This window comes from Propionicimonas sp. (assembly GCF_047606205.1).
Lineage (GTDB): Bacteria > Actinomycetota > Actinomycetes > Propionibacteriales > Propionibacteriaceae > Propionicimonas.
In genome coordinates, this window is the sequence record NZ_JASGES010000003.1 from 1 (window position 1) to 18,158 (window position 18,158).

21 protein-coding genes and 1 pseudogene are annotated in these 18,158 nt (G+C 71.1%); 7 read left to right on the top strand and 15 right to left on the bottom strand.

All coding sequences use genetic code 11. From position 1 onward, the window contains the following. Positions 1 to 363, top strand: a pseudogene (locus QM633_RS00150) (ribonuclease D); the annotation flags it as partial. A 7-nt stretch (positions 364 to 370) separates the two neighbouring features. On the opposite strand, the gene dxs reads toward QM633_RS00150, so the two are convergent. From dxs to QM633_RS00170, 4 genes are all read right to left on the bottom strand, one after another. Further along, on the bottom strand, positions 371 to 2,275 hold the full coding sequence (gene dxs, locus QM633_RS00155; RefSeq protein WP_415151693.1) for a 1-deoxy-D-xylulose-5-phosphate synthase: 1,905 nt from the start codon (positions 2,273 to 2,275) through the stop codon (positions 371 to 373). Between the two features lie 9 nt (positions 2,276 to 2,284). Beyond that, a complete protein-coding gene (locus QM633_RS00160) occupies positions 2,285 to 2,668 on the bottom strand; it encodes a hypothetical protein (protein ID WP_415151694.1) in 384 nt (127 codons plus the stop codon). Between the two features lie 37 nt (positions 2,669 to 2,705). Next, positions 2,706 to 2,897: a hypothetical protein gene (locus tag QM633_RS00165; RefSeq protein ID WP_415151695.1), complete on the bottom strand. Its 192-nt coding sequence runs from the start codon at positions 2,895 to 2,897 to the stop codon at positions 2,706 to 2,708. 76 nt (positions 2,898 to 2,973) lie between these two features. Next, a complete protein-coding gene (locus QM633_RS00170; RefSeq protein ID WP_415151696.1) occupies positions 2,974 to 3,135 on the bottom strand; it encodes a hypothetical protein in 162 nt (53 codons plus the stop codon). Between the two features lie 183 nt (positions 3,136 to 3,318). Here QM633_RS00170 and QM633_RS00175 point away from each other — a divergent pair, with 183 nt between their 5' ends. Both QM633_RS00175 and QM633_RS00180 read left to right on the top strand, forming a co-directional pair. Then, entirely contained in the window at positions 3,319 to 4,392 is a 1,074-nt protein-coding gene (locus tag QM633_RS00175) for a sensor histidine kinase (protein WP_415151697.1), read from the top strand. Beyond that, positions 4,350 to 5,009, top strand: a complete 660-nt coding sequence (locus QM633_RS00180) for a response regulator (protein ID WP_415151698.1) — start codon at positions 4,350 to 4,352, stop codon at positions 5,007 to 5,009. The genes QM633_RS00175 and QM633_RS00180 overlap by 43 nt, the downstream gene beginning before the upstream one ends. A gap of 6 nt (positions 5,010 to 5,015) precedes the next feature. On the opposite strand, the gene QM633_RS00185 is transcribed toward QM633_RS00180, so the two are convergent. From QM633_RS00185 to QM633_RS00205, 5 genes are all read right to left on the bottom strand, one after another. Next, entirely contained in the window at positions 5,016 to 5,531 is a 516-nt protein-coding gene (locus QM633_RS00185) for a hypothetical protein (RefSeq protein WP_415151699.1), read from the bottom strand. Then, the gene (gene acnA, locus QM633_RS00190) at positions 5,531 to 8,203 is read right to left on the bottom strand and encodes an aconitate hydratase AcnA (protein WP_415151700.1); all 2,673 of its coding nucleotides are present in this window, start codon (positions 8,201 to 8,203) and stop codon (positions 5,531 to 5,533) included. The genes QM633_RS00185 and acnA overlap by 1 nt, the downstream gene beginning before the upstream one ends. 132 nt (positions 8,204 to 8,335) lie before the next feature. Then, positions 8,336 to 8,521, bottom strand: a complete 186-nt coding sequence (locus tag QM633_RS00195; RefSeq protein WP_415151701.1) for a DUF6767 domain-containing protein — start codon at positions 8,519 to 8,521, stop codon at positions 8,336 to 8,338. After that, positions 8,518 to 9,648, bottom strand: a complete 1,131-nt coding sequence (locus tag QM633_RS00200; protein WP_415151702.1) for a class I SAM-dependent RNA methyltransferase — start codon at positions 9,646 to 9,648, stop codon at positions 8,518 to 8,520. The genes QM633_RS00195 and QM633_RS00200 overlap by 4 nt, the downstream gene beginning before the upstream one ends. A gap of 2 nt (positions 9,649 to 9,650) precedes the next feature. Further along, positions 9,651 to 11,696 (bottom strand): APC family permease, encoded by a 2,046-nt coding sequence (locus tag QM633_RS00205; protein ID WP_415151703.1) that lies wholly within the window; start codon positions 11,694 to 11,696, stop codon positions 9,651 to 9,653. Positions 11,697 to 11,809: 113 nt separating this feature from the next. Here QM633_RS00205 and QM633_RS00210 point away from each other — a divergent pair, with 113 nt between their 5' ends. Both QM633_RS00210 and QM633_RS00215 read left to right on the top strand, forming a co-directional pair. Next, positions 11,810 to 12,487 (top strand): potassium channel family protein, encoded by a 678-nt coding sequence (locus QM633_RS00210; protein WP_415151704.1) that lies wholly within the window; start codon positions 11,810 to 11,812, stop codon positions 12,485 to 12,487. 13 nt (positions 12,488 to 12,500) lie between these two features. Continuing rightward, a complete protein-coding gene (locus tag QM633_RS00215) occupies positions 12,501 to 13,184 on the top strand; it encodes a potassium channel family protein (protein ID WP_415151705.1) in 684 nt (227 codons plus the stop codon). A 91-nt stretch (positions 13,185 to 13,275) separates the two neighbouring features. On the opposite strand, the gene QM633_RS00220 is transcribed toward QM633_RS00215, so the two are convergent. From QM633_RS00220 to QM633_RS00235, 4 genes are read right to left on the bottom strand one after another with little or no spacing between them, the layout of a single operon-like run. Further along, positions 13,276 to 13,644, bottom strand: a complete 369-nt coding sequence (locus QM633_RS00220; RefSeq protein WP_415151706.1) for an OB-fold nucleic acid binding domain-containing protein — start codon at positions 13,642 to 13,644, stop codon at positions 13,276 to 13,278. Then, a complete protein-coding gene (locus QM633_RS00225) occupies positions 13,644 to 14,450 on the bottom strand; it encodes a DUF3710 domain-containing protein (protein ID WP_415151707.1) in 807 nt (268 codons plus the stop codon). Before QM633_RS00225 ends, QM633_RS00220 begins: the two co-directional genes overlap by 1 nt. Continuing rightward, positions 14,447 to 14,956 (bottom strand): dUTP diphosphatase, encoded by a 510-nt coding sequence (dut, locus tag QM633_RS00230; protein WP_415151708.1) that lies wholly within the window; start codon positions 14,954 to 14,956, stop codon positions 14,447 to 14,449. Before dut ends, QM633_RS00225 begins: the two co-directional genes overlap by 4 nt. Continuing rightward, a complete protein-coding gene (locus QM633_RS00235) occupies positions 14,953 to 15,444 on the bottom strand; it encodes a DUF3093 domain-containing protein (RefSeq protein ID WP_415151709.1) in 492 nt (163 codons plus the stop codon). Before QM633_RS00235 ends, dut begins: the two co-directional genes overlap by 4 nt. A gap of 45 nt (positions 15,445 to 15,489) precedes the next feature. Here QM633_RS00235 and QM633_RS00240 point away from each other — a divergent pair, with 45 nt between their 5' ends. Continuing rightward, positions 15,490 to 15,783 carry a DUF4235 domain-containing protein gene (locus QM633_RS00240; protein ID WP_415151710.1) on the top strand — a complete coding sequence of 98 codons (294 nt, stop codon included), beginning with the start codon at positions 15,490 to 15,492 and terminating at the stop codon, positions 15,781 to 15,783. Between the two features lie 22 nt (positions 15,784 to 15,805). Here QM633_RS00240 and QM633_RS00245 read toward each other — a convergent pair whose 3' ends face one another. Continuing rightward, positions 15,806 to 16,102, bottom strand: a complete 297-nt coding sequence (locus tag QM633_RS00245) for a DUF4193 domain-containing protein (RefSeq protein ID WP_415151711.1) — start codon at positions 16,100 to 16,102, stop codon at positions 15,806 to 15,808. 192 nt (positions 16,103 to 16,294) lie between these two features. Here QM633_RS00245 and sepH point away from each other — a divergent pair, with 192 nt between their 5' ends. Next, complete coding sequence (sepH, locus tag QM633_RS00250) at positions 16,295 to 17,398, top strand: septation protein SepH (RefSeq protein WP_415151712.1); 1,104 nt, start codon at positions 16,295 to 16,297, stop codon at positions 17,396 to 17,398. On the opposite strand, the gene QM633_RS00255 is transcribed toward sepH, so the two are convergent. Continuing rightward, a complete protein-coding gene (locus QM633_RS00255) occupies positions 17,399 to 18,037 on the bottom strand; it encodes a thymidine kinase (RefSeq protein ID WP_415151713.1) in 639 nt (212 codons plus the stop codon). Between the last annotated feature and the right edge of the window lie 121 nt (positions 18,038 to 18,158).

Here is an 18,158-nt window from a genome sequence, read left to right on the forward strand (position 1 = left end):
GCCGCCCGCTACGAGGCCCGCTGGCTGGAGGCGCTGGATCGTGCCGCGTCCCTCGGCCGGGCCGATTTGCCGCCCCGCAACGTGGCGCCGGACGGCCCGCCGCTGCCGCGGTCCTGGGACCGCCGCTGGCCGGACTCGTTCGCCCGGTTCAACCGCGTCCGGCCGGCCCTGGTGGAGAGGGCGGAGGAACTTGAACTGCCGGTGGAGAACCTGCTGGCCCCCGACCACCTCCGTCGTCTCCTGTGGGACTCGCCGGCCACCATCGATGCCGCGGAGGCCGACGCACGGCTCGCCGCCTTCGGAGCCCGCGCCTGGCAGCGGGAGCTCACCGTCCCCGTGATCGTCGACCACTGGACCGACTGACCCGACCTCAGCGGGACGCGGCCTGCGTGGCGGCGACGAGTTCCACGATGCTGCGGGCGATCTGCGGGGCGTCCAGGCCGGACGCCTCGAGCAGGCCACGCCTCGAATCCTGGGGCAGGAACGCCTTCGGGATGCCGAACTCGCGCACCCTGGTGTCGATGCCGACCGCGCGGGAGGCCTGCGAGAGTTGAGAGCCGAGGCCGCCGGCCACGCCGTTGTCCTCGATCGTGACCACCAGGTCGTGGGTGGCGACCAGGCCGAGCAGGTCGGAGGAGACCGGGAGTGCCCACACGGGGTCGACCACCGTCGCCCCGATGCCCTGCGCGGCGAGCCGCTCCCCCACCTGCAGCGCCGTTCCGCACAGCGCGCCGTAGCCGACGACCAGGACCTCGGAGCTCTCGCCCGCAGCGAGGACGTCCACGCTGCCCCGGCGTCCGATGGCGGGGATCGGGGGCGGCAGCGGATCCTTGGAGTACCGCAGCACCGTGGGCGCGTCGTCGACCGCCACGGCCCGTCGCAGTGCCTCCACCAGCCGCTGACCGTCGCGCGGGGCGGCGAGCCGCAGGCCGGGCACCACCCCGAGGATCGAGGCGTCCCACATGCCGTTGTGGCTGGGCCCGTCCGGACCGGTCACGCCGGCCCGGTCGAGGACGAAGGTCACGCCGAGGCGGTGCAGGGCCACGTCCATCAGCACCTGGTCGAAGGCGCGATTCAGGAACGTCGCATAGACGGCGACCACCGGGTGCAGGCCACCCGCGGCGAGCCCGGCCGCGGAGGTCACGGCATGCTGTTCGGCGATGCCGACGTCGAAGGTGCGCTCGGGGAACAGCCGTGCGAACCGGTCCAGCCCGGTCGGGTGCAGCATCGCGGCGGTGATCGCGACCACCCGCTCGTCGGTCACCCCGATCCGGGCGAGTTCCTCGCCGAACGCGTCGGTCCAGGTGCGGACACCGACGGCGGCCAGCGACGCCCCGGTCACCTCGTCGATCGGCCCGACGGCGTGGAAGCGGTCCTGCTCGTCCTCCTCCGCCGCCCTGAAGCCCCGGCCCTTCCTGGTGATGCAGTGCACGATCACCGGCCCGCCGAAACCCTTCGCCTGCCGCAGGGCGACCTCGACGGCCTCCTCGTCATGCCCGTCGATCGGTCCGACGTACTTCAGGCCCAGGTCGGCGAACATGCCCTGGGGCGCAAGGACGTCCTTGACTCCCGTCTTGAGGCCGTGCAGGAGCCCGTAGACCGCCTGGCCCAGCAGCGGCAGCCGCCGGGCCTCCTTGATCCGGCGCAGGAACCGCTCGTAGCGACGGTCCGTGCGGATGGCGGACAGTTGCGTGCCGAGCGCCGACAGTTGGGTGGCGATGCCGCCGACCGTCGGGGTGTAGGAGCGGCCGTTGTCGTTGACGACGATCACCAGCTTCTCCTCGGCGGCAACGGCGATGTTGTTCAGGGCCTCCCAGGCCATCCCTCCGGTGAGCGAACCGTCCCCCACCACCGCCACCACGTGCCGGTCCTCGCCGCGCAACCGGAAGGCCTTCGCCAGCCCGTCCGCCCACGACAGCGCGGTGGACGCGTGCGAGTTCTCCACCCAGTCGTGCGGGGACTCCGCCCTGCTCGGGTAGCCGGACAGCCCGCCCGGCTGCCGAAGTGAGCCGAACTGCTCGCGGCGCCCGGTGAGGATCTTGTGCACATAGCTCTGGTGGCCGGTGTCGAAGACGAGCGCATCGTGCGGGGAGTCGAACACCCGGTGCAACGCGATGGTGAGCTCCACGACCCCGAGGTTCGGCCCGAGGTGGCCGCCGGTCCGGCTGACCGTGCTGATCAGGAAGGCGCGGATCTCCTCGGCCAGCTGCCGCAGCTGTGCGGGGGTCAGCTCCCTGAGGTCGCCGGGGGTGTTGATGGCGTCGAGCATGGGCACCGCCCGAGTCTACGTGAGCCGCCGGACGAAGACCCGGCCACGCAACGCCTGCTCCACCAGGCCCACCTCACGGGTGAGCCGCTGCAGGTGGGCAGCCTGCTCCTCCCACGCCTCCACCGCCGCCTGCACGACCTCGGGCTCGACGTGGTCGGCGAGCTCGAGCCGCAGCCGGCCCAGTCCGTCGGAGGAAGCCCTCGCCTGCGCAGCCACGAACTCCGCGGCGAACCGCGCGAGCACGACCGGATGTCGGCGAAGGATCGCGTAGCCACGGAAGTCGGACGGACAGCAGTCGAGCAGGAAGGTGCTGGCCGTGACCTCCCAGCCCTGCGCACCGGGTGGATGCACCTGAGCCGGCCAGCCCGGCGGCGCGTAACCCCTCGGCACCCCTGTCATCACCCACCTCCGCCGCGAATCGCCCGTCCGTTCGATTCTAGGCGAAGCGGCCGACAGCCTGCGCGAGAGCCTTCGTGTGCGTCTCTGCGGCGACCGGCACCGGGTTGCCGAGGAGGAGGACGGCGACGGCGAGGAGCACGGCCAGCGAGAACCACCAGCGGTGCACCTTGCGCGCAACCAGCACCAGGCCGAGGACGGCTGCTCCGAGAAGGAAGGCGGCAGTTGTCATGGCGTTGTTCCGTGACTGTGGAGGCGGCGCGACGAGCGCGCCGCCTCCACTCAGGGGTGGGTAATCGGCAAGCTGTTCATCGCGGGCAACCCGGCCAGTACGGGAAGAGGTCGCAGAAGCCCTGGGTGGTGACGGGGACGCCGACCGACACGGCGAGCACCGAGCCGGCGACGGCGGCGACGATGCCCTGCGTGAGGAGAGGGCTGCGACTCCCGCGGCCCGGTGTGCGGATCGACATGTCCCGAGCGTCGCAGCCCGCGAGCGCCCCTGTCGCGACCTGACCCGAAGTCTGACCGGTCGGCCCCGGGAATCGCGCCGATTCTGCCCGATCGGGCGAGGCGGGCGGCCACTCGGTCACGGAGTGGCTCGATTGGCTCATTGACCGCGCAGGCGGTTTCATTGCACCATGCGCCCCCCACGCGTGCCCGGTCCCGCGAGCGGAACCATCGATCTGGTCCTCGCCGCGCTGCTGGCCGTCCTGAGCGTGGCCCTCGGCGCCACCCTCGGTTCCCCGATCGGAATCGCGGTCGACGTGGCCACCTGCGCCGCGGCCGCGGCCGCGGCCCGCTGGCCCCGCGCGGGAGCCATGGCCGTGGGCGTGCTCACGGCCGGCTACCTGCTCGCCCCGCACGAGTGGATGGCGATGGGTGAGTACGCGGGCCTGATCGTGATCCTCGGTGCCGGGATGCGGGGGCAGCAGAGGGTGCGCCTCGTGATGAGCATCTGCTACGGAGTGGTCCTCGCGGCCATCCAGGTCCGCGACTACGGGTTCGGCGCGACGGCCGCGCTCGGATCCCTGGTCTGGGTCGCCCTGATCGTGATCATGTGGCTGATCGGCAACGCCTTCACGGCGATCCGACGGTCGCAGGCGCAGGCGCGGGCAGCCGCGCTCGCCCAGCAGCGACTGAGCCTCGCCCGCGACCTCCACGACAGCCTCGCCCGGAGCCTCGTCCACCTCACGCTGCGAGCACGCGCCGCCGCCGCGGCCGGCGACGTCGGCGCCCTCGAGCCGCTCGCCGAGGGGATCGGCCAGGCCTCCGGGGAGCTCCGCTGGCTGCTCAGCGCCCTCCGGGAGCCGGACAGCACTCCTGCGATCACCTCGGACGGCTCGCTCGCTACCACCCTGCAGCGCGTGATCGACGACCTCGGCGAGTCCGGGCACCCGCCCACCGTCACGCTGGAGGGCAATCTTGACCGGGTTCCTGCCCGGGTGGGCGAGGTCGTCGGTGCCGTCGCACTGGAGGCCGCGGCCAACATCCGGCGGCACGCGCCCCGCGGTCGGCCCTGCATCATGGTCGCCAGCGTGGACGCCCAGGGCATCGATCTGGCGTTCATCAACGACGTGGCGGCGACGAGTTCCGGCTCCGGCCCGCGCGCCATGGGTCTCCTGGGCGCCAGCGAGCGCCTGGCGGCGGTCGGGGGCATGCTGGAGGCCAGAAAGGAGGGCCAGCAGTGGATCACCCGGATCACCGTGCCCACCCTCGAGGCGGTCTGACCACCATCCTCATCGTCGACGACGACCTGTTCGTGCGGACGGTGCTCGCCGACCTGCTCACCGGAACCGGCCGGATCCGCGTGCTCTCCACCCACGCCGACGGCGCCGAGGCCGCGGCGGCCGCGGCGGCCGAGCCTCCTGACGTCGCCCTCGTCGACATCTCGATGCCCCTGATGGACGGGCCCGCCACGGTGCGGGCGCTGCGCGAGAGTTCTCCGGCCACCCGGATCCTCGCCCTCACCTCGCTGGCCGACCCGGCCGCCGCCGCAGAGATGCTGCGCGCCGGCGCGGCGGGCTTCCTGCCCAAGGACCTGCCCGTACCCGGCCTGGTCCACGCGATCGAGGCGGCCAGGTACGGAGTGTCCGTCCTCGCCGGCGCGGGGGCGGCGCTGACCGCGGATCCGCCGCAGCAGCGCGCCCCGGCCGTGGAGCTCAACGATGCCGAGAACTCCATCCTCGAACTGCTGCTCGCCGGCCGGACCAACGACCAGATCGCCCGCACGATCTACCTCTCGCCATCCTCGGTGAAGCACCAGGTCTCCGCGCTGATGGCGAAGCTCGGCGCGACCAACCGGGTCACCCTCGCAATTCGCGCACGCGAACTCGGGCTCGGCTGACACCACTCAGGTGCGGGTGTACCACCACCACAGGAGCACGCCCGCGGCCACGACCAGCAGGAGCAGGACTCCGAGCTGGACCCGCCGGAAGACCCGTCCGGCGCCCCATTCTGCGCTGATCAGCGCGGCGACGGCCGGCACCAGCGCCGCCGCCGCCCACCACCACCACTGGGTCACGGCGTCGGTCGACACCAGGAGGCCGGCGAGCGCGGCCATCGACACCCAGATCCACCAGCCCAGCCTCAGCAGCAGCACGGCCGGGAGCAGGCAGACGACGTAGCCGATCACGGCGGTCCAGATCCCGAACCCGAGCTTGCAGTCGGCGATCGCGTCGTCGGTCGAGCCCAGACCACTGCAGACGATCACGGCGAGCGTCTGGTTCGACAGCACGACCAGCAGGGCCGTGCCGATCCCCGCCAGGAGCGCGGCGACGTAGGACCACGCCACCCGCGCGGAGATCGGCAGGTCGTCGACGACCGCCGCGGCGCCGCCGGTCGGAGAATGGGCCCTCCGACGTCCCATTACCGGGACAGCAGCGAGCGCAGCACGTACTGCATGATGCCGCCGTGGCGGTAGTAGTCCGCCTCTCCGGGAGTGTCGATGCGCACGATCGCGTCGAAGGCGACCGGTTCGCCATCGCCGGTCGCCGTGACCTTCACGGTCTTCGGCGTGCTGCCCTCGTTGAGCCCGGTGATGCCCTCGACGCTGAACGTCTCCGCACCGGTCAGCCCGAGCGAGTCGGCGTTCTGCCCCTCGGGGAACTGCAGCGGCAGGACGCCCATGCCGATCAGGTTCGAACGATGGATCCGCTCGTAGCTCTCCGCAATGACGACCTTGACGCCCAGCAGCATCGTGCCCTTGGCCGCCCAGTCCCGCGACGAGCCGGAGCCGTACTCCTTGCCGGCCAGGACGACCAGCGGGACACCGGCGGCCTGGTAGTTCACCGACGCGTCGAAGACCGTGGCGACCGGGCCGTCCGGCTGGGTGAAGTCCCTGGTGAAGCCGCCCTCGGTGCCCGGGGCGATCTGGTTCCGCAGCCGGATGTTGGCGAACGTCCCCCGGATCATCACCTCGTGGTTGCCGCGCCGCGAGCCGTAGGAGTTGAAGTCCTTGCGCTCGACGCCGTGCGCGGTGAGGTAGGTCCCCGCGGGGCTGTCGGCCTTGATCGAGCCGGCCGGCGAGATGTGGTCGGTGGTGACCGAGTCGCCGAGCTTCAGCAGCACGCGGGCACCGCTCACGTCGGTCACCGGCACGGGCTGGGCGGGCATGTTCTCGAAGTAGGGGGGCTTGCGGACGTAGGTCGACTCACCGTCCCAGGCGAAGGTCTCGCCGGTCGGGGTGGGCAGCGAGCGCCAGGTGTCGTCCCCTGCGAACACGTCGGCGTAGCGGGAGGTGAACATCTCGGCGGAGATCGAGGATCCGACGACCTCGTCCACCTCGGCCTGGCTGGGCCAGATGTCCTTCAGGAAGACGTCGTTGCCCTCGGTGTCCTTGCCGAGCGGCTCGGAGGTGAGGTCGATGTCCATCGTCCCGGCCAGCGCGTAGGCCACCACGAGCGGAGGGCTGGCCAGGTAGTTCATCTTCACGTCGGGGTTGATCCGGCCCTCGAAGTTGCGGTTGCCGGACAGGACGGAGGTGACCGCCAGGTCGTTCTCGTTGACCGCGCGCGAGACCTCGGGGATCAGCGGGCCGGAGTTGCCGATGCAGGTCGTGCAGCCGTAGCCGACCAGGTCGAAGTCGAGCGCCTCGAGGTAGGTGTCCAGACCGGACTTCGCGTAGTAGTCCGTGACCACCTTCGAACCAGGGGCCAGCGACGTCTTCACCCACGGCTTGCGCTTGAGACCCTTCTCGACGGCCTTCTTGGCCACCAGCGCCGCGCCGACCATCACGCTCGGGTTCGAGGTGTTCGTGCAGGACGTGATCGCCGCGATCGTGACCGCACCATTGGGCAGCTCGAACTCCTCTCCGCTGGCCAGGCTCACCTGCGCGGGCTTCGTGGCGTCCGAGACGTAGGCAGGAAGCGTGTCCTCGAAGGACTCCTTCGCCCTGCTCAGCAGGATGCGGTCCTGCGGGCGCTTCGGCCCGGCGATGCTCGGCACCACCGTGGACAGGTCGAGCTCCAGGTACTCCGAGTAGCGGGGCTCGTGGTCGGGGTCGTGCCACAGTCCCTGGGTGCGGGCGTAGGCCTCGACCAGCTCCAGCTGTTCGTCGCTGCGTCCGGTCAGGCGGAGGTAGTCGACGGTCTTGTCGTCGATCGGGAAGATCGCGATGGTCGAGCCGTACTCGGGGCTCATGTTGCCGATGGTGGCCCGGTTGGCCAGGGGCACCTCGGCCACGCCGGGACCGTAGAACTCGACGAACTTGCCGACCACCTTGTGCTGGCGCAGCATCTCGGTGATCGTCAGGACGAGGTCGGTCGCGGTCGTGCCCTCCGGCAGCTTGCCGCTCAGCTTGAAGCCGACCACGCGCGGGATCAGCATGCTCACCGGCTGGCCGAGCATGGCGGCCTCGGCCTCGATGCCGCCGACGCCCCAGCCCACGACGCCCAGCCCGTTGACCATGGTGGTGTGGGAGTCGGTGCCGACGCAGGTGTCGGGGTAGGCCTGCAGGACGCCGTCCACCACACGCGGGAAGACCACCCGGGCGAGGTGCTCGATGTTCACCTGGTGCACGATGCCGGTGCCCGGCGGCACGACCACGAAGTCGTCGAACGCCGTCTGACCCCAGCGCAGGAACTGGTAGCGCTCGCGGTTGCGCTGGTACTCCAGTTCCACGTTCCTGGTGAACGCATCCGGGGTGCCGAACAGGTCGGCGACGACGGAGTGGTCGATCACCATCTCCGCCGGCGACAGCGGGTTCACCTTCGTCGCGTCCCCGCCGAGGTCGGCGATCGCCTCCCGCATCGTGGCCAGGTCGACCACACAGGGGACGCCGGTGAAGTCCTGCATGATCACCCGCGCCGGGGTGAACTGGATCTCGCGGTTCGGCTCGGCGGTAGGGTCCCAGGAGCCCAGCGCGGCGATGTCCGCGGCGGTGATGTTCGCCCCGTCCTCGGTACGCAGCAGGTTCTCCAGCAGCACCTTGAGACTGAACGGCAGCGTCGCCGAGCCTTCCACGGCGTCGAGCCGGAAGATCTGGTAGTCCTTCCCGGCCACGCTCAGCTGTTGTGCCGAGGAAAAGCTGTCGATGCTCATGGGTCCTCCTGGAGCCGCCGGAGATATCTTGATGTCGAGATAATATCCCATACCCGTCGGTTCCGAGGCTAGCCGACACGATCCGCGCCGCGGCCGCCTTTCCGCACCGGCTCTGGTCGTCTCGCGGCGGCGTCAGTGGCCGGCGTGCCGACGTTCGCCCCACTCCTCGCGGAGGTCGGGGTCGGACATCACCAGGTAGACCAGGCCACAGTCCTGCGGGCCGGTCACGTTCAGCTGGCACAGGTTGCAGATGTCGCCCGGTCGCAGCGGGCACTTCGCCTCCGGACGCGTGCGGCGCTCACGGGTGACGGTGCTCATCGTGCTTCCAGGATAGCCACGCACTCGACGTGGTGGGTCAGCGGGAACAGGTCGTAGGCGTTCACCGCCACCGTCCGGTAACCCAGCCCGGAGGCGGTGGCCAGATCCCTGCCCAGCGCGGCCGGATCGCAGGCGACGTAGGCGATCGCGCGGGGACGTCGGGCGGCGACGGCAGCGATCACCGGTGCGCCGGCGCCCGTCCGTGGCGGGTCGAGAACGACCACGTCGGCGCGGTCGGGCACCCTGTCCATCCGGGCCAGCACGTCGCCGGAGGAGAACCTCGCGGACGGGACGTTGCGCCGGGCCAGCTCGACCGCCCGGCGGTCGCCCTCGATCCCCCACACGTGTGCGCCGGCGTCGGCCAGGCTGGCAGCGAACAGGCCGACTCCGCAGAACAGGTCCAGGGCGGTCTCGCCCGGTTGCGGGGCCAGCCCGTCCCGCACGCGGGTGGTGAGCACCTCGGGCGCGTGCCGGTGCGGCTGCCAGAAGCCGGCAGCGGCCACCTCGAAGCTGTGCGCGCCCACCTGCTCGGTGACCGTGCGCCGGTCAGGCGGGTCAAGGAGGAGTGCACCGGACTCGGCGGCCACCGCGAGCAGATCACCGGCCGCGGGCCGGCCGGCCGCGGGCCGGGCGATCCCCGGGTCGGCGATCAGGCACCCGCTGGTCGGCAGCGCAACGACCTCTGCCGAACGGTGTGCGCGCAGCCCCGCGCGTCCCCGCGGGTCGCGGTGGTACCGCATCCGTCGGCGCCACCCCAGCGGGGAGGGCTGCACCTCCTCGACCTCACCGGTGAACTCCACGCCGGCCAGGTGGCCGAGCAGTTCTGCCACCACCCGCCGCTTCAGCTCGCGGGAGAAGGCCGGCTCGACGTGCTGGAAGTCGCACCCGCCGCAGCGTCCGGCGACCGCGCACGGCGGCTCCACCCTGTGCTCGCTGGCCGAGCGGATCGCGACCGCGTCCGCGCGGGCGAACCGTCTGCCCACCTCCGTGATCCGGACGTCGACGGACTCGCCGGTGATGGCATGCCGCACGAACAGCACCTGTCCCTCGTGGCGGGCGATGAAATGGCCGCCGTGTGCGACCGGCCCGATCTCGACACGCTCGAGGACGTCGCCGGGCTCCAGCACGCTCACTCCTTGCGCGACGGCTCGCGGGCGGAGTCGCCCACCCGCACCTGGCCGGTGCCCGGACGGCGCCACGCCGCGGCGGTGTGACGCTGGGCGCGGCTCAGCGCGTACTTCGAGGACGCGAGCTGGTACGGCACGGAGGTGACCATCACGCCCTGCATGAAGTTCAGCCGCGCCTTCAGGATCAGGCCGGTCTGGTTGTGCAGGATCTGCTCCCACCAGTGCCCCACGATGTACTCGGGGATGTAGACGCAGACCACGTCGCGCGGGTTGTCCGAGCGCATCCCCTTCACGTAGTTGAGGAAGGGCCCGGTCACCTCCCGGTAGGGCGAGGCGATCACCTTCAGCGGGATCTCCAGCTGCTGGGCGTCCCACTGGGCGACGATCGATCTGGTCTCGGCGTCGTCGACCGAGACGGTCACGGCCTCGATGCTGCTGGCCCTGGTGGCGCGGGCGAAGTTCACGGCCCGCATGGTCGGCTTGTTGACCTCCTGCACCATGATCACCGCCCGGACGCGGCTGGGCAGCATGCGGGCGTCGGCGGGGGCGACCGCCACCTCGCGGGCGACCTTCTCGTAGTGCTTGCGGATGCTGCGCATGAGCAGGAACATCGCCGCCATCGCCAGCACGGCCAGGTATGCGCCGTAGATGAACTTGGATGCCAGCACGATCACCAGCACCAGGCCGGTGCCGGTCAGCCCCACCGCGTTGATCACACGGGAACGCTGCATGTGGGCGCGGACCTTCGGGTCTTTCTCGGTCTTGAGGTGCCGGGTCCAGTGCCGCAGCATGCCGAACTGGCTGACGGTGAAGGAGACGAACACGCCCACGACGTAGAGCTGGATCAGCGCGGTCACGCTGGCGTTGTAGACGAGCACGAGGGCGATCGCAGCGGTGGCGAGGGCCAGGATGCCGTTGGAGTAGGCCAGCCGGTCGCCGCGGGTGTGCAGCGCCTTGGGCAGGAACCCGTCCCTGGCGAGGATCGACCCGAGCACCGGGAACCCGTTGAACGCGGTGTTGGCGGCGAGGAACAGGATCACCATCGTCATCGTGATCACGAAGTAGAAGCCGACCGGGAAGGTGTCGAAGATCGTCCGCGCGAGCTGGCCCATCGCGGTCTCGTGCGCGACGTCGACGACCTTGCCGTTCAGCGTGAAGCTGGAGTGACCGTCCGGGTCGACCAGCTTCAGGCCGGTGAGGTTGGCGAGCACGATGATGCCGCCGAGCATGGTGATCGCCACGCTGCCGAGCAGGGCGAGCGTCGTCGCGGCGTTCCGGCTCTTCGGCTCGCGGAAGGCGGGGACGCCGTTGGAGATGGCCTCGACGCCGGTCAGCGCCGCGCAACCCGACGAGAAGGCGCGAGCGAGCAGCACCACCGCTGCCAGGCCGACGAAGGGCTCGTAGGAGTCCGAGCCCTGGACGCCGTAGATGGCCGTCGGCGCCTGCAGGTGCTCGCCGAGGCCGAAGTAGCGGAACAGGCCCCAGGCAGTCATGCCGAGGACGCCGATCATGAAGCCGTAGGTCGGGATGGCGAAGAACGAACCCGACTCCCGGACGCCGCGCAGGTTCATCGTCATCAACAGCACGATCACGACCGCGGCCACCCAGCCCTCGTTGCCCTGCAGGAACGGGAACATCGCCTTGGCGTTCTGGACACCCGATGACACCGACACCGCGACGGTCAGGACGTAGTCGACCAGCAGCGCGCTGGCCACGACCAGTCCGGCCGTCGGCCCGAGGTTCACCGTCGCCACCTCGTAGTCGCCGCCGCCGGAAGGATAGGCGTGCACGGTCTGGCGGTAGGACAGCACCACCAGCAGCATGACCAGGGCGACGGCGAGGGCGATCTGCCAGGAGAAGGCGAAGCCGACCACCCCGGCCAGGGACAGGGTCAGCAGGATCTCGTCGGGGGCGTATGCCACGGAGCTCAGCGCGTCGGAGGCGAAGACGGGCAGCGCGATCCGCTTCGGCAGCAGGGTCTCTCCCAGCTGCGCACTCGCCAGCTTTCGCCCGACGAGCATCCGCTTGACGAAGTCAGTGGCGTTCACGAAACCGAACCCTATGCCCTCCACCACGTGTGACGAACCATTCGCCGGTGTAGCGTCGGTTTCGTGCCGGTCGGCCCTCCGGATAGGGTCTTGCGCGGCAGATCGGGCGCAGAGTGGAGGCAGGTGCGGTGCACATCGTCATCATGGGGTGTGGACGCGTGGGTTCGTCCCTGGCGCGGGCCCTCGAACACCGCGGGCACTCGGTGGCCGTGATCGACATCGTGCAGGACGCGTTCCGCCGGCTCGGGCCCGAGTTCCAGGGCAAGACCGTGAAAGGCGTCGGCTTCGACCGACAGGTCCTGCAGCGGGCGGGGATCGAGCGCGCGGACGGCTTCGCCGCCGTCTCCAGTGGCGACAACTCCAACATCCTGGCCGCCCGGGTCGTCCGGGAGACCTTCGAGGTCCACAACGTCGTCGCGCGCATCTACGACCAGAACCGCGCGGAGGTGTACGAGCGGCTCGGCATCCCGAGCGTTGCCACCGTCCGCTGGGCGGCCGACCAGGTGCTGCGCCGGCTGCTGCCGTCCGGCTCGGAACCGCAGTGGCGCGACCCTTCCGGCAGCGTCCGGCTGAACGAGGTCCACGTGAACACCGGCTGGGTGGGTACGAAGGTCGCGGCGATGGAGACCGCGGCCCGCTGCAAGATCCCCTTCCTGATGCGGTTCGGCACCGGCATGGTGCCGGGCGACGGCACCGTCTTCCAGGACGGGGACCTGATCTACGCCGCCGTCACCAACGAGCAGGTGCCGGACGTCGAGGACGTCCTGGGCCGGCCGCCGGTCGAGCACTGAGAGGAAACCAGCTGTGCGCGTCGCCATCGCCGGGGCCGGCAACGTCGGGCGTTCCATCGCCCGCGAGTTGATCGCCAACGGCCACCAGATCCTGCTGATCGATCGCGACCCGAACGCGATCAAGCCCGAGAGCGTGCCGGAGGCCGAGTGGCTGCTGGCGGACGCGTGTGAGCTGGCCAGCCTCGAGGAGGCGGCGCTCGACTCGTGCGACGTCGCGATCGCCGCGACGGGCGACGACAAGGCGAACCTCGTCCACACGCTGCTGGCCAAGACGGAGTTCGGCGTCCCCCGGACCGTCGGGAGGGTGAACCACCCCTCCAACGAGTGGATGTTCGACGACCTGTGGGGCGTGGACGTGGCCGTGTCCACGCCACGACTGATGTGTGCGCTGGTCGAGGAGGCGGTGACGGTCGGCGACCTCGTCCGCCTGTTCAGTTTCCGCGGCGGCCACGCCAACCTGGTCGAGATGACGCTGCCGGAGGTGTCGCCGCGGGTGGGCACCCGGATCGCCGACCTCAACCTGCCCGGCGACGCGGTCCTGGTCACCATCATCAGGGACGGCGCAGCCCGCGCTCCCGAGCGGGACGCGGCGCTGGAGGCCAACGACGAGCTCCTGTTCGTCTCCGACCCGAGCTACGAGGCCGAACTCGCCCAGTACCTCGTGCCCCGCAACCTCCGCTCGGCCGACGCCGGCTGACCGCGCCCGCCTGCCCCGCGGAAGGAGGGTCCCGGGTGAGGCCTGCTGACGGGCGGCACCAAGATCCGTCGCGGCGGCGGGGCGGCCGGATTCAGCCGGCGATCAGCTCGTAGTAGGGGTTGTAGAGGCGGCGCTGGCCGTCCACGTAGGAGACCCGGCCACTCACGGTGAGTTCGCGGCCGGCGACGATGCCGGGGATCGCACGGCGCCCCATCCAGATCAGGGTGACGGTGCCGGAGCCGTCGTTGAACTCCGCCTCCAGCCACGGCGTCCCGCTACGGGGCTTCATGGTGAGCACCGAGATGGTGCCGCGAAGCCGCGCCCACTGCCGGTCCTGCAGCTCGCTGACCCTGGTCGCACCCACCGACTGGACGATCCTCTGGCGCGCCTCCGACTCCAGTTCCGCGTTGGACGCACCGAGGCGCCGCAGCGCCCTCAGAAACGGATTCGCGCTCGCCATCAGTCCTCCCCGGGGGACTCTGGCAACGTCATCGGGATCAGCTCGCCGGGCACCATCGGCTTGCCGCCGCGGCGCACGACGAGATTGCGGAAGAACTCCACGAACGGGGACACCAGCGGCGCTTCCGCGTCCCCGATGGCGGCCTCGCCCAGCAGCGTGCCGCGCAGCAGCCACCGTGGCCCCTCGGCGAACCAGATCCGCGAGACGTGGAACAGTTGCTCGCCACCGGCCCCCTCCTGAGGCAGGACGCGACGCACCTCTGCGCCGAACGGGCCGTCGGCAAGGGTCGCGGTGCCGCCCCCCTGCTCCGCCTCCTCGACAACGTCCTCACGCAGCTCGTCAGCCAGCCCTCCGCTGGCCGGCGCGGCGAACAGGGCCACCTCGAGCCCGGAGTTCCGCCACACGGCCGTGACCGCCTGCACGGCCCTGGTCGCTTCGTTCACCTGCAGTTGCAGCCCGAGGCCCTCCCACGGCGTGACGATCAGCGAGCCGAGGTCGATCCGGGTGACCTGGTCGTCGCCGAGCTCCACCTCCTCGGCGTCGAAGGGGCCGTCCGCGCGCCAGTCGACGACCTCGGCGGCTTCGGCCTCCTCCTCGTCGAGGGCGTCCTCGGCCTCCTCCAGGTCGGCCTCCTCGGCCTCCGCATCCTCCTCGGGGGTGTCGGCCGCCTCCTCCCGGGCCTCCGCCTCGTCGCTGTCGAGGATCGCCGGGTCCGCCTCGACGCCCTCGTCGGCAGCGACCTCCAGCGTCTCCTCCTCGGCCTCCGCCGGGTCGACGACGCCTCTGCGCTTACGGCCAAAGATCACTTGTTCACCTCTGTTGTCCTGTCGGCGGCCGACGGGGCCGCCCATTCCGTGACCCCGCCGGTCGAGCCGTGGCCGCGATCCCCGCGTCCGCTCTGTGGCAGGTGGTCGAGAAGCTCGAACTCGGCCCGTGCGACCCGCTGCACGACCAGCTGCGCGATCAGGTCGCCGCGAGCCAGCCGGACGGGCCGCGACGCGTCCGTGTTCAGCAGGCAGACCCGGATCTCGCCCCGGTAGCCCGCGTCCACCGTGCCGGGCGCGTTGACGATGGTCAGGCCGGCCCGCGCGGCGAGGCCCGAGCGTGGGTGCACGAAGCCCGCCCACCCCTCCGGGAGCGCGATCGCGACCCCCGTGCCGACCAGTCGGCGCTCGCCGGGTGCCAGCTCGCAGTCCTCGGCGATCGCCAGGTCGGCGCCCGCGTCGTCGTGGTGGGCGTACCGCGGCACGGGCATCCCCGGGTCGAGCCTGGTCAGGCCGACCCGAACCCGCTCCGGGCTGGCCGAGATCATTGCGGCAGTCTAGCCGGGCCCTGGCCGGCCTCCCCGTCCAGCGAGATGGGGCGGGACGCGGTGATCGCGGCGGCGAACTGTGCCGGCCTCCGGCTGGACACCAGCCAGTACGGGTGCGGATCGGCGGGGTCGTCGACGACGACCTCCACCGAACCGGGGACGTAGCCGCGCACGACCAGCCACGCCGCATGGTCGGCGTCCGGGCCGAGCCTGCTCCGGGTCGCCGAGCGGTCGTGGACGATCACCTCGCCGACGTAGGGCCATTCCAGCACCGAATCCCCCGCCCGTACGCCGCCCGCGTCCACGGCGACGACGACGCGACCGTAGAAGAGCAGCGCGAGCACGACGGCGACAGCGGTCACGACCCCCGCCGCCACGGCCACGGCGGGGCCGATGTAGAAGCCGACGGCCGTCACGAAGCTCAGCGCCACCAGCAGCCCGGTCACCCACCAGGAGGAGGGGACGGACAACCTTTCGCGATAGCTCATTGATCCACGCTAGCGGTGCTTGGCAGGATGGCAGCAGGAGGACATGTGAACACGTCGCAGAAGTTGCTCTGGAACCTGTACGCCGGCGCCGTCGGCGCCCTCACCACGCTGGTCGCGGCCAAGGCCGTCAACGCGGTCTGGGAGCTGGCCACCGGGGACACCCCGCCAGAGCCGAACGATCCCGACGTGCCGCTGCGGCGAGCCCTCACCTGGGCCGTGGCCAGCGTTGTCGGGATCGGCCTGACCCAGCTCCTGGTCAACCGCTTCGCGGCCAACCAGTGGACGCGGGTGATGGGCACCCCCGCACCGGGGGTCGGCAAGACCACGCTGAGGATCTGAGCCGGACCGGACGCCCGCGGGGTCAGCCCGCGCAGTCCACGCAGTAGGCCAGCCCGTTGCGCACCTCGGCGATCTGGCTGCGGTGCTTCACCAGGAAGCAGGACGCGCAGGTGAACTCGTCCGCCTGGCGCGGCAGCACCCGCACGGTGAGTTCCTCGTGGGACAGGTCGGCGCCGGGCAGCTCGAAGGTCTCGGCCGCCTCGACCTCGTCCTCGTCGACCTTGCCGGAGTTCTTGTCGTTCCGCCGGGTCTTGAGTTCCTCGATCGAGTCTTCACTCTCTTCGTCGGTCTTGCGAGGGGCGTCGTAGTCGGTCGCCATAGCTGTGGGTCCATCTCCGTTCCGCGGTGCCTGCTTGGGGGCGTGAGGGCATCTCGTGCGAGGCGTGTATATCACATCCCGGCAAGAACGCCGCCCCCACCGGATCGATGACGTCGGCGTGGTCGCCGTGCCGCCGTCCGGTTGGTGAGTCGGGTTGGTAGGTTACCTGCAGACACAAACCCAGAAGGGGCGATGACTCACCGATACCGGGGCCGCGGCAACGGGGACGCGGTGCGCCAGCCGCCACAAGCCAGCCACCTGGAGATCGATATGGACAGCGCCCTGACCCCGCGGGAGATCCAGGCACGCGTCCGGTCCGGCGAGAGCCTGGAGGACGTCGCCAGGGCCGCGGGCATGGCGGTCGACTGGGTGGAGCCGTTCGCGGCTCCGGTGATCGCCGAGCGCGAGTTCATCGCGGGGCAGGCCCAGGCGCACCCGGTGCGCCGCGGGTCGGAGACCATCGCCCACCGGACGCTGGCCGAGGTCGTCACCGATCGCCTCGCGACCCGCAGGGTCGACCTGGACACGCTCACCTGGGACGCCTGGCGGCTCGAGGGACGCCGCTGGGCGGTTCGGGTGGAGTACGACTCCGGCTCCTCCCACCGCGACGCGCTGTTCACCTACGACGCCGGCAGCCGCTTCTCCGTGGCCGAGAACGACGACGCCCGCTGGCTGCTCGGGCTGCACTCCGCGTCCCACGGGCCCCAGCCCGGGCGCCGCAGGCGTGAGGAGGAGGCCGAGCCGACCGTGGGGCTCAACGACGATCTCGCCCTGGTGCGGGTGGTGCAGCCGCGGGTGGACGAACCCGAGGACCCCAACGACACCGTTCCGCTGGACGACCTGGACGACGAGATCGACGACGCCTACGCCGAGGGCGAACTGGCCGAGGTGGACGGGGTGTACGACATCGTCCCCTCCTCCGGCTCGGGCCTCGATGTGCTCTACGACATGCTGTCCAGCTTCGACGAGGACTCCGTCCAGATCTACGCGGGCCTGATCCGTGCGGCCGAGGTGCCGCCGACGCCACCGGTGGCGGCCGATGCCACCGAAGCGGCCGAAGAACCCGAAGAGCCGGCGCAGGACCAGGCCCTCGCCGGCCGGGCCGAGGCGCCCACCCCGGCGGACCGGCCCGGCGCGGACACCCCCACGGCCCCGACCGAGCCCGAGCAACCAGCTCTCCTGGAGGAGGAGCAGCCGGCCGAGCCGGCCCCCTCCCGGTCGAAGCGCAGGCGGGCGTCGGTCCCGAGCTGGGACGAGATCATGTTCGGCGCCCCCAAGAACCCGGGCAAGCGCTGATCAGGACTCGAACGGCAGCGGCTCGGGGTTGAGCGTGACCGCCGCCACCTGCGCGGTCACCCTGCGCCGGTGATGCCGGCGGCACAGCACCTGATAGGCGACCTCGGCCGAGTCCGTGTCCCCCACGACGACCTGGCTGCCCTCTGTGACCATCACGCCCCCCACCGTGCGGGCGTTGTGGGTCGCCGGTTCCCCGCACCAGCACCGCGGCCGCACCTGGAGCAGTTCCATCCGGTCGCACAGCTCGACGAGGCGTTGGGACGCGGGGAACAGCTCGGTGCGGAAGTCGGTGAGGATGCCGAAACAGAATACGTCGATCTGGAGCTCGTCGACGATCCGCGCCAGCTGGTCGATGTGCGCTCGTGAGTAGAACTGCGCCTCGTCGCAGACCAGGAAGTCGACGCGCCGCCCGGAGGTGAGTTCGGAGACGACCTCACGCCAGAAGTCGAGCGCATCGGTGACCTCGATGGCGGGTGCGCTGAGCCCGATCCGGGAGGTGATCACCGAGGATCCCGAACGGTCCAGCATGGTGAACAACCGTCCCTGCCGCCCCGCGTGGGACTCGGTGTAGGCGACCTGGAGCGCCAGCGTCGACTTGCCGCAGTCCATCGGACCGGTGAAGTAGGTCAGTTCAGCCACGGCGTCATTGTGGCGCACCCGGACCGCTCCCGATCACGGCGGCCCCTCGCGCCGCCCACGCCCGGATCGCGGCGGCCGCCCGCCCTCCCGGGCGGGGCCGGCTCCGCGCCGTCAGGCGAAC

Coding starts and splice junctions, on each gene's coding strand:
- QM633_RS00220 (WP_415151706.1), bottom strand. CDS start 13,644: ATGGCGAGCGCGAATCCGTTTCTGAGGGCGCTGCGGCGCCTCGGTGCG.
- QM633_RS00165 (WP_415151695.1), bottom strand. CDS start 2,897: ATGACAACTGCCGCCTTCCTTCTCGGAGCAGCCGTCCTCGGCCTGGTG.
- QM633_RS00170 (WP_415151696.1), bottom strand. CDS start 3,135: ATGTCGATCCGCACACCGGGCCGCGGGAGTCGCAGCCCTCTCCTCACG.
- QM633_RS00160 (WP_415151694.1), bottom strand. CDS start 2,668: ATGACAGGGGTGCCGAGGGGTTACGCGCCGCCGGGCTGGCCGGCTCAG.
- QM633_RS00235 (WP_415151709.1), bottom strand. CDS start 15,444: ATGAGCTATCGCGAAAGGTTGTCCGTCCCCTCCTCCTGGTGGGTGACC.
- acnA (WP_415151700.1), bottom strand. CDS start 8,203: ATGAGCATCGACAGCTTTTCCTCGGCACAACAGCTGAGCGTGGCCGGG.
- dut (WP_415151708.1), bottom strand. CDS start 14,956: ATGATCTCGGCCAGCCCGGAGCGGGTTCGGGTCGGCCTGACCAGGCTC.
- QM633_RS00245 (WP_415151711.1), bottom strand. CDS start 16,102: ATGGCGACCGACTACGACGCCCCTCGCAAGACCGACGAAGAGAGTGAA.
- QM633_RS00195 (WP_415151701.1), bottom strand. CDS start 8,521: ATGAGCACCGTCACCCGTGAGCGCCGCACGCGTCCGGAGGCGAAGTGC.
- sepH (WP_415151712.1), top strand. CDS start 16,295: ATGACTCACCGATACCGGGGCCGCGGCAACGGGGACGCGGTGCGCCAG.
- QM633_RS00185 (WP_415151699.1), bottom strand. CDS start 5,531: ATGGGACGTCGGAGGGCCCATTCTCCGACCGGCGGCGCCGCGGCGGTC.